Origin of the sequence: Streptosporangium sp. NPDC000396 (genome assembly GCF_042898655.1) — a bacterium.
Lineage (GTDB): Bacteria > Actinomycetota > Actinomycetes > Streptosporangiales > Streptosporangiaceae > Streptosporangium.
Genome location: NZ_JBIAZA010000024.1, coordinates 1 through 13,903 on the forward strand (window position 1 = coordinate 1; position 13,903 = coordinate 13,903).

General features: G+C 70.6%; 11 protein-coding genes. 7 read left to right on the forward strand and 4 right to left on the reverse strand.

Annotation, left to right across the window (positions count from 1 at the left end; translation table 11 throughout):
• Window positions 1-419: 419 nt before the first annotated feature.
• The gene (locus ACFY2X_RS32490) at window positions 420-3,629 is read right to left on the reverse strand and encodes a BTAD domain-containing putative transcriptional regulator (protein ID WP_389945939.1); all 3,210 of its coding nucleotides are present in this window, start codon (window positions 3,627-3,629) and stop codon (window positions 420-422) included.
• Window positions 3,630-4,011: 382 nt separating this feature from the next.
• Between ACFY2X_RS32490 and ACFY2X_RS32495 the strand changes: the two genes are divergently transcribed.
• Complete coding sequence (locus ACFY2X_RS32495) at window positions 4,012-5,385, forward strand: hypothetical protein (protein ID WP_389945942.1); 1,374 nt, start codon at window positions 4,012-4,014, stop codon at window positions 5,383-5,385.
• A 243-nt stretch (window positions 5,386-5,628) separates the two neighbouring features.
• Window positions 5,629-6,834, forward strand: coding sequence for a pentapeptide repeat-containing protein (locus ACFY2X_RS32500; protein WP_389945945.1), 1,206 nt, complete (start codon window positions 5,629-5,631; stop codon window positions 6,832-6,834).
• Here the strand turns inward: ACFY2X_RS32500 and ACFY2X_RS32505 are convergent.
• On the reverse strand, window positions 6,821-8,215 hold the full coding sequence (locus ACFY2X_RS32505) for an NAD(P)H-quinone dehydrogenase (protein ID WP_389945948.1): 1,395 nt from the start codon (window positions 8,213-8,215) through the stop codon (window positions 6,821-6,823). The two genes, ACFY2X_RS32500 and ACFY2X_RS32505, sit on opposite strands and share 14 nt — an antisense overlap.
• A gap of 143 nt (window positions 8,216-8,358) precedes the next feature.
• On the opposite strand from ACFY2X_RS32505, the gene ACFY2X_RS32510 reads away from it, so the two are divergent.
• The 3 genes from ACFY2X_RS32510 to ACFY2X_RS32520 all read left to right on the forward strand — a co-directional run bounded on the left by ACFY2X_RS32510 (window position 8,359) and on the right by ACFY2X_RS32520 (window position 11,520).
• Complete coding sequence (locus ACFY2X_RS32510; RefSeq protein WP_389945951.1) at window positions 8,359-8,811, forward strand: gamma-glutamylcyclotransferase; 453 nt, start codon at window positions 8,359-8,361, stop codon at window positions 8,809-8,811.
• A gap of 175 nt (window positions 8,812-8,986) precedes the next feature.
• Window positions 8,987-9,790 (forward strand): purine-nucleoside phosphorylase, encoded by an 804-nt coding sequence (locus tag ACFY2X_RS32515; RefSeq protein WP_389945954.1) that lies wholly within the window; start codon window positions 8,987-8,989, stop codon window positions 9,788-9,790.
• 59 nt (window positions 9,791-9,849) lie between these two features.
• Window positions 9,850-11,520: a phospho-sugar mutase gene (locus tag ACFY2X_RS32520; RefSeq protein ID WP_389945957.1), complete on the forward strand. Its 1,671-nt coding sequence runs from the start codon at window positions 9,850-9,852 to the stop codon at window positions 11,518-11,520.
• A 57-nt stretch (window positions 11,521-11,577) separates the two neighbouring features.
• On the opposite strand, the gene ACFY2X_RS32525 is transcribed toward ACFY2X_RS32520, so the two are convergent.
• A complete protein-coding gene (locus ACFY2X_RS32525) occupies window positions 11,578-12,114 on the reverse strand; it encodes a helix-turn-helix domain-containing protein (protein WP_389945960.1) in 537 nt (178 codons plus the stop codon).
• 36 nt (window positions 12,115-12,150) lie between these two features.
• On the opposite strand from ACFY2X_RS32525, the gene ACFY2X_RS32530 reads away from it, so the two are divergent.
• Together ACFY2X_RS32530 and ACFY2X_RS32535 are read left to right on the forward strand one after the other, a co-directional pair.
• Window positions 12,151-13,038 carry an alpha/beta fold hydrolase gene (locus tag ACFY2X_RS32530; protein ID WP_389945963.1) on the forward strand — a complete coding sequence of 296 codons (888 nt, stop codon included), beginning with the start codon at window positions 12,151-12,153 and terminating at the stop codon, window positions 13,036-13,038.
• Window positions 13,035-13,310, forward strand: coding sequence for a hypothetical protein (locus ACFY2X_RS32535; protein ID WP_389945965.1), 276 nt, complete (start codon window positions 13,035-13,037; stop codon window positions 13,308-13,310). Before ACFY2X_RS32530 ends, ACFY2X_RS32535 begins: the two co-directional genes overlap by 4 nt.
• 144 nt (window positions 13,311-13,454) lie before the next feature.
• On the opposite strand, the gene ACFY2X_RS32540 is transcribed toward ACFY2X_RS32535, so the two are convergent.
• Window positions 13,455-13,868, reverse strand: a complete 414-nt coding sequence (locus ACFY2X_RS32540; RefSeq protein ID WP_389945968.1) for a hypothetical protein — start codon at window positions 13,866-13,868, stop codon at window positions 13,455-13,457.
• Window positions 13,869-13,903: the final 35 nt, after the last annotated feature.

The following is a 13,903-nucleotide window of genomic DNA, read 5'->3' on the forward strand; positions in this document are numbered from 1 at the left end:
CAGCCAGACCCGACCGGGCCGGTGACCGACCGGCCGTCTACCCGGACCGGCCACCCGAACCAGCCACTCGGACCGGCCACCCGGACCGGACGCCGGCCCTCATGGGAGCCGTCCGGCCGGGTGGACCGGGTAAAGCCGGCGTCCGGCTGGTCCCGGTCTGTATGGCAGGGCACACGATGGCCTCACCCGAGGACGTGCGGATCATCCCCGGACCGGGGCGCGTCCCCGGCGACCTCCGGGTCACGACCATGAAGCCCCGGCGGCCGGGTGACGGAGCAGAGGCCTCAGCCTCTCGGCGAGAGCCAGGAGACCTTGAGACCGGCACAGCAGGTGATCATCGCCGTTGACATGATCACTGCTGCCGGAATCGGGGCGGGTGTGATCACTACCGCCGGAGTCGGAGCCGGTGGGATCGCGGCCTACGGGATCGTGACCTGCGGGAGCACCGCCGGTGAGGTCGCGGCATGTGGAATCGCCGCCGGTGAGATCGCGGCCTGCGGAAGCGCCGCCGGTGAGATCACCGCCAACGGCATCGGGGCCGGTGGAATCGCCGCCAACGGCATCGGGGACTGTGGGATCGCGGCCGACGACATCGCCACCGGGGATTCCGGCGGTATCGCGGCCAGCGGGACGCTCGGCCTCGCCGAGGTGTGGACCGCCCGGTGTTGACCGCTTCGGGAAGGCTCCGGCGCTTCTGGAACGTCAGGGGGCGACGTCCTCACCAGGCCGGCTCCGGCCAGGGTGTCGGCCTCGCTCCATGCCTCCTGCGCCTCGGCCGGACGACCGGCGGCGGCGTAGGCGTCGCCGAGGCTGCGCAGGGCTCTGGAGAGGAACGACGGCCAGCTCCGGGTCCGCCAGAGCCTGACCGACTCCTCCAGTCTGGTCACGGCCTCCTCCACCCGGCCCTCCGTCAGGTCGAGGCAGCCGCCCACCCAGAGCGCGTCGGCCAGGTGGTGGGCGAGGTGGTATCTGCGAGCGAGCGACTCGGCCTCGGCGGCGAGGGCCGGGGTCCTGGGGTCCGCGTGGCGGAGATAGAGCTTGGCCAGTTCGTTGAGCGCCATGGCCTCGGGCAGGGGGTCGCGCAGCTCCCGGCAGATGGCCAGAGACCTGGTGAGATAGTCGTGGGCGGCGGTGAACTCCCCGTGGACCATGCCGAGAAACTGCAGGGCGGTCGCCTCGAAGCGGGGGTTGCCCATCTTTCGCGCCAGGTCGAGGCAGCGCAGCAGCGGCGGGATGGCGGCGTCGAGGCGTTCCTCGCCGAGCGCGACGGCCGTCGCCAGGTACGCGCGGGCCTGGCCGCCGAGGTGACCGGTCTCCTCCGCCAGGGCGAGCGCGCGGGCGGCCGTCTTTCTGGCCTCCTCCACGGCGCCCTGGGCGGCCAGCCCCCAGGCGCACATGGCGTGCGCGTCGGACAGGCCGCGGCGCTCGCCGATCCGCTGGAACATCTCCACCAGCCGCAGCGCCTGGTCGTGCAGCGAGACCATGGCCCCGCCCGCGTGACCGGTGTCCATCCAGGTGGTGCAGTCCAGCAGGCCACGGAGCATCACGGCCTCGCCCCGCAGGTTGCCCGCCTCCCGGCACACGTCCATGACCCGTTCGTTGGTACGGCGCCACTCGTCGAACAGCCCGCGCACGTCGAAGTAGCGTTCCAGGCAGCCGGCCAGGTCCCAGGCGGCCTCGGCCAGCCCGAGCGCGCAGGCCTGGCCCACCATCGCGGTCAGCGCCTCCCGCTCGGAGTCGAACCAGGCCAGCGAATCACGCGGCGAGCCGGTCTCCGGGGTTCTCCATCGCGGGAAGTCACCGTGCAGTACGGCATAGCACGGGCCCGGCACGTCCTCCATGGCCCCTTCGGCCAGGGCGAGCCAGGCGGCGATCGCCCTGGCGACCACGATCTCCCGCGCCTGCCGCGAGTCTTCCAGTTCGGCCCGCTCCCTGGCGTACAGGCGCACCAGGTCGTGGAGGCGGTAGCGGGGCGCGCCGGTCTGGTCGATTCCGATCATGGTGAGGAGCTGGGCGTCCACCAGCTCCTCCACGAGCTCCTCCGCCTCGGCGACGGAGGCGTCCAGCAGGGCGGCGACCGTCCAGGCGGCGAAGTCGGCCGCCTCGATCAGGCCTAGCCGCCGGAAGACCTGCCTGGCCCGTTCCGGTAGCCCTTCGTAGCTGAGGGCGAGGCCGGCCCGGACCGCGAGGTCCCCCGTGGAGAGCTGGTCGAGGCGGCGGCGCTCGTCACGAAGCTGACCGGCGAACCATTCCAGGCGCCAGTGCGGCCTGGCGGCCAGCCGGGCCCCGGCGACCCGCACGGCGAGCGGCATGTGGTCACAGAGGCGAACGATTTCGACCGCGGCTCCGGGCTCGGTGTCCACTCGTGGCCGGCCCGCGATCTTGGCGAGGAGCTCCACCGCCGTGGCCGGGTCGAGCACGCCCAGGTCGACCAGCCTGGCTCCCTCCAGCCCGCTGAGCCTGGATCTGCTGGTGACGAGGACCGCGCAGCCCGCGGAGCCGGGCAGCAGCGGGCGGACCTGCCGCTCGGAGGTGGCGTTGTCCAGGACGATGAGCATTCTCCGCTGTGCCATGCGACTGCGGTAGAGCGCCGCCCGGTCCTCCAGCGACTTCGGCACCGCCGCGCCGGGTAGCCCGAGCGCGGCCAGGAAACCGGCGAGCACCTGCGCCGGGTCGGCCGCGGCCTGCAGGTTGGCGTACAGCTGGCCGTCGACGAACGTCGCGGCGACGCGGTGAGCCGCGTGCACGGCGAGCGTCGTCTTGCCCATCCCGCCCATGCCCGCGATCACCGACACCACCGTGGCCCTGCCCACGTGGCGCAGCAGCGCGACCAATGCGCCCAGATGCTCGTCTCGCCCGGCGAAGTCGGGGATGTCCGGAGGAAGCTGGGCCGACCCGGGGTGCCGTTCGGGAGAACCGGCGAGGATCGCCTGGTGGATGCGGCGCAACTCGGGCCCGGGGTCCACGCCGAGTTCGGCCGCCAGGGTCCTTCTCGCGTCCTGGTAGACGGCCAGCGCCTCGGCCTGCCGTCCCGCCTGGTTGAGCGCGAGCATCAGCTGGCCCCTGAGCCGCTCCCTGAGCGGGTGCTCGGCGACGAGGGTGAGGAGCTCTCCGGTGAGCCCGGTGTCCGGCCCGGCCTCGAAGTCGGCCTCGATCCTGCTCTCCAGCACGGCCAGGCGGCGTTCCTCCAGCCGCGAGGCCTCGTCGCCGAGCAACGGCACGGCGTCCATGCCCGCGTAGGCGCGGCCGCGCCACAGCGCCAGGGCCTCCCGCAGGATCTCGGCCGTCCGCAGGTCGTCATCGACGACCAGTGCCGTGCGGGACAGCTCGTCGAACCGCTCGGCGTCGAGTTCGCCGGGCCGTACGAGCAGCTCGTAGCCCTCGCGACGGCGGGAGATCCGCTCGGTGCCCAGGGCGCGCCGCAGCTGGTAGACGTACAGGCGCAGATTGTCGCCGGCCGTGCGGGGCGGTCTGCCGCCCCACAGCGCGTCGATCAGGACGTGAGAGGAAACCGGCCGGTTGGCGTGGCGGAGCAACACGGCGAGCACGATTCGCTGTTTGAGTCCCCCGAGGGGGACGCTCTGCCCATCGACACGGACCTCCAGCGGCCCCAGCACGGCGAACAGCATCGCACTCCGCCTATTAAGCGATCATGTGACTTTCAATGTGCACGATCGCTAACAAAGCGTCAATACCACAGTAAGCGGCATGAAAATGTGGGCCTCCCGCATTCCGGAGGCCCACGTCAGTGCCCGGTCACGGCCTGCCGAAGAGGACGACCGCCATCAAGGCCTCGGCAGGGGACCGTCGCCTTCAGGCGGCGAGGGAATGCCGTCCCCGCCTGGATGCCTTTCCGGTCTTCCCCGGACCTGCGGCGGGCAGGGAATCCACGGGAGGGGGTCCAGATGGCGATCTCCCTGCGACACGTGACCCCGGAAGGGATACGGTCGAGGAGTAGGGAACTCTGACGTCCACTCATTCGTCCTTGAGGACGAAGGAGGCTTTCTTGCCGTGACCACCACAAAATCCGCGCCAGGTCGTTTCGGTGCCGCGATCATCGCAGTGCTCGCCGGACTGCTGGCCATCGTCATGATCGCCCCGGCGGCCAACGCCGCGGCGCCCGATCCCAGCGTGATCTCGTCGGGGTTGAAAGACGGGGATCGCTTCTACGTCGACCCCGCGGCGGGCGTGCCGGCGAACGCCGCCGACGCCATGCGCAGCGCCGTCGAGCAGACCTCCTCTGGCTCGGTCTACCTCGCGCTGCTGCCCAACGGCGCGGTCACCAGCCAGTCCCAGGCGAGGACCCTGCTGACCTCCATCCGCAAGGACATCGGCGGCAAGTCCACCATTCTGGTGATGAGCGGCAAGTCCCCGTTCGGCGTCTCCAACATCAAGGGCGTCGACGTCGACGAGCTCCTGGGCCGCGCCAAGACCGGTAACAACCCGACCGACAACGTGGTCAACTTCGTCAAGCTGGCCGACGACGCGGCCTCTGGCGCCGGCCTCAGTCCCAGCTCCGGCTCCTCCGGCGGCGGCTCCAGCACGGGCGTGCTGGTCGGCATCCTGGTGCTGGCCCTGGCCGGCGGCGCGGGCATCTTCTTCTACTCCCGCAAGAAGAAGAAGGACCGCGAGGCCCGCGAGGCCGCCGAGCTGGCCGCGGTCAAGCAGACCGTCGACGAGGACGTCACCAAGTTCGGCGAGGAGATCACCGAGCTGGACACCGACGTCAAGCTGCTCGGCGACGGCGCCGAGCACCAGCAGGACTGGCAGCGCGCGCTCGACTCCTACGAGCGGGCCAAGGTGGAGCTCACGGCGGTCAAGCGTCCCGACGAGCTCCGTGGCGTGACCACCGCGCTGGAGGAGGGCCGCTACGCCCTCGCCTGCGTGAAGGCGCGCGTCAACCACCTGCCGCTCCCCGAGCGGCGCTCACCCTGCTTCTTCAACCCGCAGCACGGCCCGTCGGTCCGTGACGTGCGCTGGGCACCCCCCGGCGGCGCCGTACGCGACGTGCCCGCCTGCGCGGCCGACGCGGAGGCGATCGAGCGCGGCTTCGAACCGCAGACGCGCCAGGTCATGGTCAACGGCCACTACCGTCCCTACTACGACGCGGGCCCGGCCTACCAGCCCTACGCCTACGGCTACTACGGCGGCTTCGGCGACGTCATGACCGGCATGCTCGTCGGCACACTGCTCGGCAACGCGCTGGGCGGCGGCTGGGGCTGGGGCGGCTACGGCGCCGGCTACCAGGAGGGCCTGGCCGACGGCGGAGCCGACTTCGGCGGAGGCGGCGACTTCGGCGGCGGAGGCTGGGGTGACTTCGGCGGAGGCGGCGACTTCGGCGGAGGCGACTGGGGTGGCGGCGACTTCGGCGGAGGCGACTGGTAAGCACCACCGGTTGGTGATCGCCACCGGCAACCGGTGATCACCGACCGGCCACCGAAACGGGCGCGTTCCCCCAGGGAGCGCGCCCGTCGTCATGTCGGCGCCATCACCGGCACCGAAAACCGGCTCGAAGGGCGGGCGGTCGTACCCCGAAAGGCGGTTATGCCGTACAGAAGGTGCAAGCCGGTGTCTAGCGAGATGCAATGATCGGCTGACAGGATCGGGGCCGCTCCCAAGGAGGTTTCCGTGCGCCGTTCCGTTCCCCTGGCACTCATCGCCGCGATCTTCGCGCTGTCAGGGACCATGATCTCTCCCGCCCAGGCCGCGGCCGGGCCCTGCAGGCCCGGCCAGGGGCTGAACCTGCGTGGCAAGGACTTCACCAGGGGCGCCCAGCTCCCCTACAACCTGCGCTGCGCCGACCTGACCAAGGCCAAGCTGGGCAGCGTGGAGTTCGGGCGGATCGACATGACCGGGGCGATCCTGCGCGGGGCCGATCTCAAGCAGGCCGACCTCAGCGGGGTCACGCTGAAATACGCCGACCTGCGCGGCGCCGACCTCACCGAGGCCGAGCTGACCCAGGCACACGCCGACCACGCCGACCTGCGCGGCGCGATCCTGATCGACATCGACGCCGGGCAGGCGGAATTCCCCTACGCGGACCTGAGCGGGGCGACGCTGACCAGGGCCGAGCTGACCCAGGTCAACTTCACCAACGCCAAGCTGATCGACGCCGACCTCAACGAGAGCAGTCCCGGCCAGCTCAAGGCGCGCAAGGCCGACTTCACCCGGGCCAAGCTCCGCGAGGCCAAGCTGGGCCAGGCCAACCTGCGCAACGCGACGTTCAAGGACGCCGACCTGACCGAGGCCGAATTCACCCAGGCCGAGCTGGACGGCGCCGACTTCACCGGCGCGCTGGTGGAGGAGGCCTCCTTCGTCCAGGCCGACGACGCGGACCTCACCGGCGCCAAGGGCAATCCGACGGGCCTCAGCACGCCGCCCACCACCTCCTCCTCCGACACCCGCCCCACGGACGACCCCCTCCCGCGGCAGGATCCGTCGGACGACCAACCGGCCAAGACCGGTGGCGGACCGTCCGTCGGGCTCATCATGGTGGTGCTCAGCGCGGTGGGCCTGGCGCTCACCGTGGTGGCCTGGGGAGTCAGCGCCCAGCGACGGAACAGGAGGAAGGCGAGGTTCGCGCTTCTGCGGAGCGGCGCCGAGGAGACCGTCACCCGGCTGGGCGAGGAGATCGACCAGCTCGACTACGAGTTCCAGGTCAGCGGGCGCGGCGGCATGACCGCCGACCAGGACTGGCGGTACGCGCTGGACGCCTACGAGGCGGCCAAGGCGGCCCTGGCCGTGGCCAGGCGGGAGGAGGAACTGCGCTTCGTGGCGCAGGCCGTACAGGACGGCAGGAACGCGCTGGAGCGGCTCCGGGTCAGATCCCGCTAGGAGTCGTCGGCTGCATCAGGCGGCGGGCCGCCTCGGTGATGGAGCCCGACAGCGAGGGATAGACCGCGAAGGTGTGGGCGAGCTGGTCCACGGTGAGCCGCTGCTGGACGGCCACCGAGACCGCCAGGATCAGCTCGGACGCACGGGGGGCCACCACGACGCCGCCGAGGACGATGCCGGTGTGCGGGCGGCAGAACAGCTTCACGAAGCCGTCGCTGAAGCCCTGCATCTTGGCGCGGGCGTTGGTGGCCAGCGGCAGCTTGACCACGTTGGCCTCGATCTCACCGGCCTCGATCGTCTTCTGCGCGACACCCACCGCGGCGATCTCGGGGTCGGTGAAGATGTTGGAGGCCACGGTGGCCAGGCGGAGCGGCTGCACGGCCTCGCCGAGCGCGTGCCAGACCGCGATCCGGCCCTGCATGGCGGCGACCGAGGCCAGCATCAGCACCCCGGTGCAGTCACCGGCCGCGTAGACGCCGGGCGCCGAGGTGCGGGAGACCTTGTCCACCTGGATGAACCCGCCCCGGTCGAGGGTGACCCCGGCCTCTTCCAGGCCGATCCCCGCGGTGTTGGGGACCATGCCGACCGTCATCAGGCAGTGGCTGCCTTCGGCGGTCCTGCCGTCTTCCAGCGTGACGACCACACCGTCGGCGGTGCGCTTGACCGACTCCGCACGGGAGCGGCCCATGACGTTCATCCCCCGGCGGCGGTAGACCTCTTCGAGGACCTCGGCGGCGTCGGCGTCCTCGTTGGGCATCATCCGGTCACGCGAGGACACGAGGGTGACCTCGGAGCCGAGCGAGCGGTAGGCACCGGCGAACTCCGCGCCGGTGACGCCGGAACCGACCACGATGAGGTGCTCGGGCAGTTCCTCAAGGTCGTACATCTGCCGCCAGGTGAGGATGCGCTCCCCGTCGGGCTCGGCACCGGGCAGGATGCGCGGGGTCGCGCCGGTCGCCACGATGACGACGTCGGCCCGGATCGTCCGCTCCCCGGCCCTGACCACCTGCGGGTCGACCAGCCGTCCGGGAGCCCGGACCACCTCGACCCCCTCCGCCGCCAGCCGTGCGGCGATGTCGGCGGACTGAGCCTGGGCCAGGTCCTTCACACGCCTGTTGACCAGCGGCATGTCGGCGACGACACCGCCGACCTCACCGTCGGGGCCGCCGTTGTAGTGCACGCCGAGCATGCTGGCGTCGAGCAGCGCCTGTTTCCGCACGGAGGTGGCGATCAATGTCTTGGAAGGCACGCAGTCGGTCAGGACGCAGGCCCCGCCGGGGCCCTCCTGCTCGACCACAGTGACCTGCGCTCCAAGTTGCGCGGCCACCAGGGCCGCCTCGTATCCCCCGGGCCCGCCACCGATGATCACGATCCTTGTCACGTACCCCATTCTCCCGCATCGCGGGAGCAATCATCTCTGGGTCCCCCTCCGAAGCCGCGAAAGCCGCTTTGAATCCAAGAGAAATCGACGGGAGACCGAGGCGTAGTGAGTATCCGGCGGATCTTGGATTAGTGTGGGATGCCGTGCCTGTCTACGCCGCCTACGGCAGCAACATGGACCCCAAGCAGATGGCCCAGCGGGCCCCTCACTCCCCTATGCGGGGGTCGGGCTGGCTCCAAGGCTGGCGCCTGACGTTCGGCGGGAACGACCTCGGCTGGGAGGGCGCGCTCGCCACCATCGTCGAAGACCCCGGCCAGCAGGTCTTCGTCGTTCTCTACGACGTGCCCGAGTGGGACGAAACCTCCCTCGACCAGTGGGAAGGCGCGACGCGCGGCCTCTACCACAAGGTCAGGCTCCGGGTGCAGACCCTGGAAGGCGAGGTCGTCGCCTGGTTCTACGTGCTCGACGGCTATGAGGGCGGCCTGCCCTCCGCCCGCTACCTCGGCATCCTGGCCGAGGCCGCCGAGCAGGCCGGCGCGCCCGACGACTACGTCAAAGACCTGCGCAGCCGTCCCTGCAAGTCCCTCGGAAGTTAGGCACTCCGTTCGGGCAGGTGGGTGACGCGACCGGCGGGCGGAAAACCTCCCGGTCCCGCCGCGGCCGTGGTGAAAACCGTGGCCGCGGCGAAAGGCACGACCGTGGTGAAAACCGTGGCCGACCTGGAACATCGCCTGGTTCGACCCAGGAGTGACGGCGAGTACCCTCTGCAAGGTGACCAATGACCCTTATGCACTCGCAACGGACGCCGCGACCGCGCTGAAGAACGCCGCGGGAGTCGACTCCGTCGACGTCGCACTGGTGATGGGTTCGGGCTGGGTGCCCGCCGCCGACGCCATCGGTGAGACGATCGCCGAGATCCCGGTGACCGACCTTCCGGGTTTCCCGCCGCCCGCCGTGGCCGGCCACGCGGGAAAGATCCGCGTGGTCCGGACCGGATCGGGCAAGGTCGCGTTGATCTTCCTGGGCCGCACCCACCTCTACGAAGGCCGCGGTGTGGAGCCGGTCGTGCACGGCGTGCGGACCGCGATCAAGGCCGGTGCCCGCACGGTCGTGCTGACCAACGCCGCCGGTGGCCTGCGCCCGGAGACCCAGCAGGTCGGCGAGGCGGTGCTGATCAGTGACCACATCAACCTGACCGGCGCCAACCCGATCACCGGTGCCACCTTCATCGACCTCACCGAGGTCTACAGCTCGCGCCTGCGCGACCTGGTCCGCGAGGTCGAGCCCTCCATGGCCGAGGGTGTCTACGTGGCCTTCCGCGGCCCGACCTACGAGACCCCGGCCGAGATCCGCATGTGCCGGACGCTCGGCGGCGACATGATCGGCATGTCCACCGTGCTGGAGGCCATCGCGGCCCGTGAGGCCGGCGTCGAGGTGCTCGGCATCTCCCTGGTCACCAATCCGGGCGCCGGGCTGGTGGGCGAGCCGCTCAACCACGAAGAGGTGCTGGAGGTCGGCCGCGCCACCGCCACGCGCATGGGCGTCCTGCTGTCCAAGGTCGTGGACAAGCTGTAGAGACGACAGATGACCGGCCCGGCGACCGGACGGGCCTTCGCCCGGAGCAAGAGGTGACGATGAACAGCGATCTCGTACGGCTCGCGCAGGCCTGGCTGGCCCAGGACCCGGACCCGGAGACCCGGGCGGAGCTCACCGCGCTGCTGGACGGCGGCGACGAAGAAGCGCTGCGCGAGCGGTTCGGGACGAAGCTGGAGTTCGGTACCGCCGGTCTCCGCGGCGAACTGGGCGCCGGCCCCAACCGGATGAACCGGGTCACCGTCATGCGCGCCGCCGCCGGCCTGGCCCGGGTCCTCGGTCCGGGCCGGGGCGTCGTGATCGGCTACGACGCCCGGCACAACTCCGACGTCTTCGCCCATGACACCGCCGCCGTGCTCACCGGCGCAGGGGTGCGCGCCTTCGTGCTCCCGAGGCCGCTGCCCACCCCGGTGCTGGCCTTCGCGGTCCGTCACCTCGGCGCCGACGCGGGCGTGACCGTCACCGCCAGCCACAACCCGCCCCGGGACAACGGCTACAAGGTCTACTGGAACGACGGCTCCCAGATCGTCCCGCCGATCGACGCGGAGATCTCCGCCGCCATCGACGCCGTCGGCCCGGTCTCCGAACTGCCCCTCGGCTCCCCCGGCGACCCCGGCTGGACCGCGCTGGGCGACGACATCGTGGCCGCCTACCTGGAGGCGGTGACCGCGCTTCCGCTCGGCGACGCCCGTGACCTGCGGGTGGCCTACACCCCGATGCACGGCGTGGGCGGCGCCACGCTGAACGCCGCCTTCCGCGCCGCCGGATTCGACAGCCCCGCGACCGTCGAGGCCCAGGCGGCCCCGGACCCCGACTTCCCCACCGTCGCCTTCCCCAACCCGGAAGAGCCGGGTGCGATGGACCTCGCGCTGGAGCTCGCCGGGCGCGCCGGCGCGGACATCGTGCTGGCCAACGACCCCGACGCGGACCGCTGCGCGGTGGGCGTGCCGCTGCCCGGCGGGGGCTACCGGATGCTGACCGGCGACGAGGTGGGCGCCCTCCTCGGTGAGCACGTGATCCGGCAGACGTCCGGCGACGGACGTCTCGTGGCCACCACGATCGTCTCCTCGTCCCTCCTCGGCAAGATCGCCTCCGAGCACGGTGTGCACTACGCCGAGACGCTCACCGGCTTCAAGTGGATCATGAAGGCCGGAGAAGGGCCCGGTCTCGCGGGCGGCTCGCACAACCTGGTGTTCGGTTACGAGGAGGCGCTGGGCTACAGCATCGGCGCGAACAGTGGCCTGCCCGTCCACGACAAGGACGGCATCGGGGCGGCGTTGACCGTCGCGGGCCTGGCCGCCCAGGCCAAACTGGACGGCCGCACCCTGCTCGACCTCCTCGACGACCAGGCCCGCCGGTACGGCCTGCACGCCACCTCTCAGCTCTCGGTCCGGGTGAAGGACCTGTCCCTGATCGCCGGCGCCATGGCCCGTCTGCGCGCCACCCCGCCGGTGGAGCTCGGGGGCCGCAAGGTCGAGTCCGCCGACGACCTGAGCGAGGGCTCCGCCGGTCTCCCGCCCACCGACGGCCTGCGCTACCGCCTGTCCGGCGGCGCCCGCGTCGTCGTCCGCCCCTCGGGCACCGAACCCAAGCTCAAGTGCTACCTGGAGGTCGTCGTCCCGGTCACCGGAGAGGTCTCCGACGCCCGGGCGCAGGCCGTACAGGACCTCGACGCCCTGAAGGCCGACCTCTCCAACGCCCTGGGCCTGTAGGCCCCGTTTCGCGGGTCACCCTGCCTGCTGAGCGAGCCCGCTGGTCATGCCCGGCGCTCACGTCTGTTCGTGGTCGATCGGGAAGACGATGGGGCTGAGGAGGTAGAGCCGGCGCCTCTCGCCTGGCTCATTGTCCATTTTGGACATGAGCATCGCGCGGATCTGCTCGGCCATGGACTCCAGCTCCTGCGTGCTGAGCCATAGCGGGACCTGGATGTACCCGACCATGTCGGTGGTGGGGTCGGCATTGGGCTGGTCGAGATAGGCGTTGAAGTCGGCGAGTAGCGCGGCCACGGCGGCGGTGAAGCCGTGCCTGTGGTCATCGATGGTCATCGCGGCGGCTTGTTGCGGACTGATGCGGGTGCCGGCCCGGTTGAGCTGATAGGACCGCTCGACAGCACCGTGCACGCGCTGCTCCCCGATGACCTCCAGCAGCCCGGCTGCGGCCAGTATTCCAACGTGCCGGTAGAGGGTTGTCTTGGGCACATCGGGCAGTCGCTGGCCGAGGTCGGCGGTGGTAAGGGTGCGTCCGCCGGCGAAGGCGCGCACGATGCGTATCCGCACCGGGTGAAGGAGAAGGTCGACGATGTCCATCCCCCTATTTTTCCATATCTGGTACCGTTACCAAATATGGAAATGCTAGGAGTAGCCAACACCAGCCCGGCGGTCATCTTCCTGGCCGGCGGCGGCGCGGTCGGCCGTGACTACTGGAACGTGCACCGCAAAGCGGCGGAGCTGGCCACAAGTGTGATTTACGACCGCGCGGGCACGGGCGACGGCGCACCCGCCGAGCTGCCCCGCACCAGCACCGAGGTGACCGACGAGCTGCGGGGGCTGCTGCGCGATGCGGCCATCGACGGCCCGTATGTGCTGGTCGGGCACTCACTGGGCGGCCTGTACGCCCGCCACTATGCGATCCGGTTCCCCGCAGAGGTCGCCGGGCTGCTGCTGCTCGACCCGGCACACGAGGACTACAACGCCTACATGCCACAGGAACTGCGCGAGCGGTGGGAAGGCTTCGACGCCGCAGAGGCCGCAGCAACATTCGAGAACCTGCCCGACGAGGTGGTGCAGCTATACCGTGGCCTGTTCGCCCAAGAGCTGGCCGGCTGGCCCGCCGAGGTCCGCGAGCCGCTCATCGACTACCACCTCAGCCCGCACGGCCTCAAAGCCGGGTTCCAGGAAGCAAGCAACGTCGAACAGCTTTACGCCGAGGTACGCGCAGCCGGCCCCTTGCCGGACGTCCCGCTCCTCATCCTTTCCTCCACCACGGTCGACCCGTTCAAAGAGGTTGTCTCCCAAGGCATCCCCGAAGCCCTGCTGCAGGAGGAAATCGAAGCCAAGTCCCGGCTCTACACCGACTTCGCCGGCTCAGTACCCCGGGGAGAAGTCCGGCCGGTCGAAGCCGGCCATGTCACGATCCACCTGCGCGGCGAACAGGCAGTGCGAGACGCGATAGCAGACCTGCTCATCAGCAGCCAGCCGACGGAGAAGAAGCAGCAAGGGGGTGCGGCATGAACCGCGATGATTACCTGGCCATGCTCGGGATTGCGGACGGCGACCCAGACGCTATCGGCCAGCTCGTCGAACTCGCAGCCGAGCACGGCGACATGGAAGAACTACGCCGCCTCGCCGACGCGGGCAGCAAAGACGCCGCCGATCAGCTCGTCGAGCTGGCGCAAGAACGAGGCGACGTTGGCGAGCTGCGCCGCCTTGCCAGTGACGGCAACCAAGACGCCGCCGACATCCTGGCCGAAATGGCCGAGGAAGCAGACGACAGCGCCGGGTGACAGCCCCCGCACCTCAAACGTCTCCCACCGAAGCCTGGCTCCGATCAGCGGCCGTTCGACACGGCGGGCAGCGATCACACCCATCACGCACGGCTACTTTGCACGTGGCCGCACCGACCCGAGTGGAGGGCCAACACCTGTGATCTACTGTTCGGCGTCGGCTGATTCCCTCTGGACCGTTATCCGGTAGGCCAGCCGAAGTCCCGCCGAGGCGTGAGCCGCGCCGCTGACCAGAAGCCAGCGCGCCGGCCCGCCACGAGGGTCGGGGGTGTAGGCGGCGGAGATCCGCTCCACGCCGATCGGAAAGTGCCCGGACGATTGCGTGCCGGGCACGAACCACATCACCTGGGCCTCCGCCCAGATCTGCGGCGCCGGTGCGCCCGGGGCCAGCGGCGGCACATCGGGCGGGTAGAAGCCGAACTCCGTGGCGGGTTCATTCGATCGCCACACCTGAACACGAGCATTCAGGCCCACCCGGACGACACCGGAGTGGACGACCGTGGTCGGCGTCAGGACGAGCGCAGGATTCGCGGTCAGTTCGAGAATCTCGTAGGCCACCCTGTGACCGTAACCGCTGTCGCGGCCCCGCGAAA

What these genes read in the sequence shown, in the direction of transcription:
- ACFY2X_RS32490 (WP_389945939.1), bottom strand. Translation starts at nt 3,629, where the DNA reads ATGCTGTTCGCCGTGCTGGGGCCGCTGGAGGTCCGTGTCGATGGGCAG.
- ACFY2X_RS32520 (WP_389945957.1), top strand. Translation starts at nt 9,850, where the DNA reads ATGAACAGCGATCTCGTACGGCTCGCGCAGGCCTGGCTGGCCCAGGAC.
- ACFY2X_RS32530 (WP_389945963.1), top strand. Translation starts at nt 12,151, where the DNA reads ATGGAAATGCTAGGAGTAGCCAACACCAGCCCGGCGGTCATCTTCCTG.
- ACFY2X_RS32535 (WP_389945965.1), top strand. Translation starts at nt 13,035, where the DNA reads ATGAACCGCGATGATTACCTGGCCATGCTCGGGATTGCGGACGGCGAC.
- ACFY2X_RS32525 (WP_389945960.1), bottom strand. Translation starts at nt 12,114, where the DNA reads ATGGACATCGTCGACCTTCTCCTTCACCCGGTGCGGATACGCATCGTG.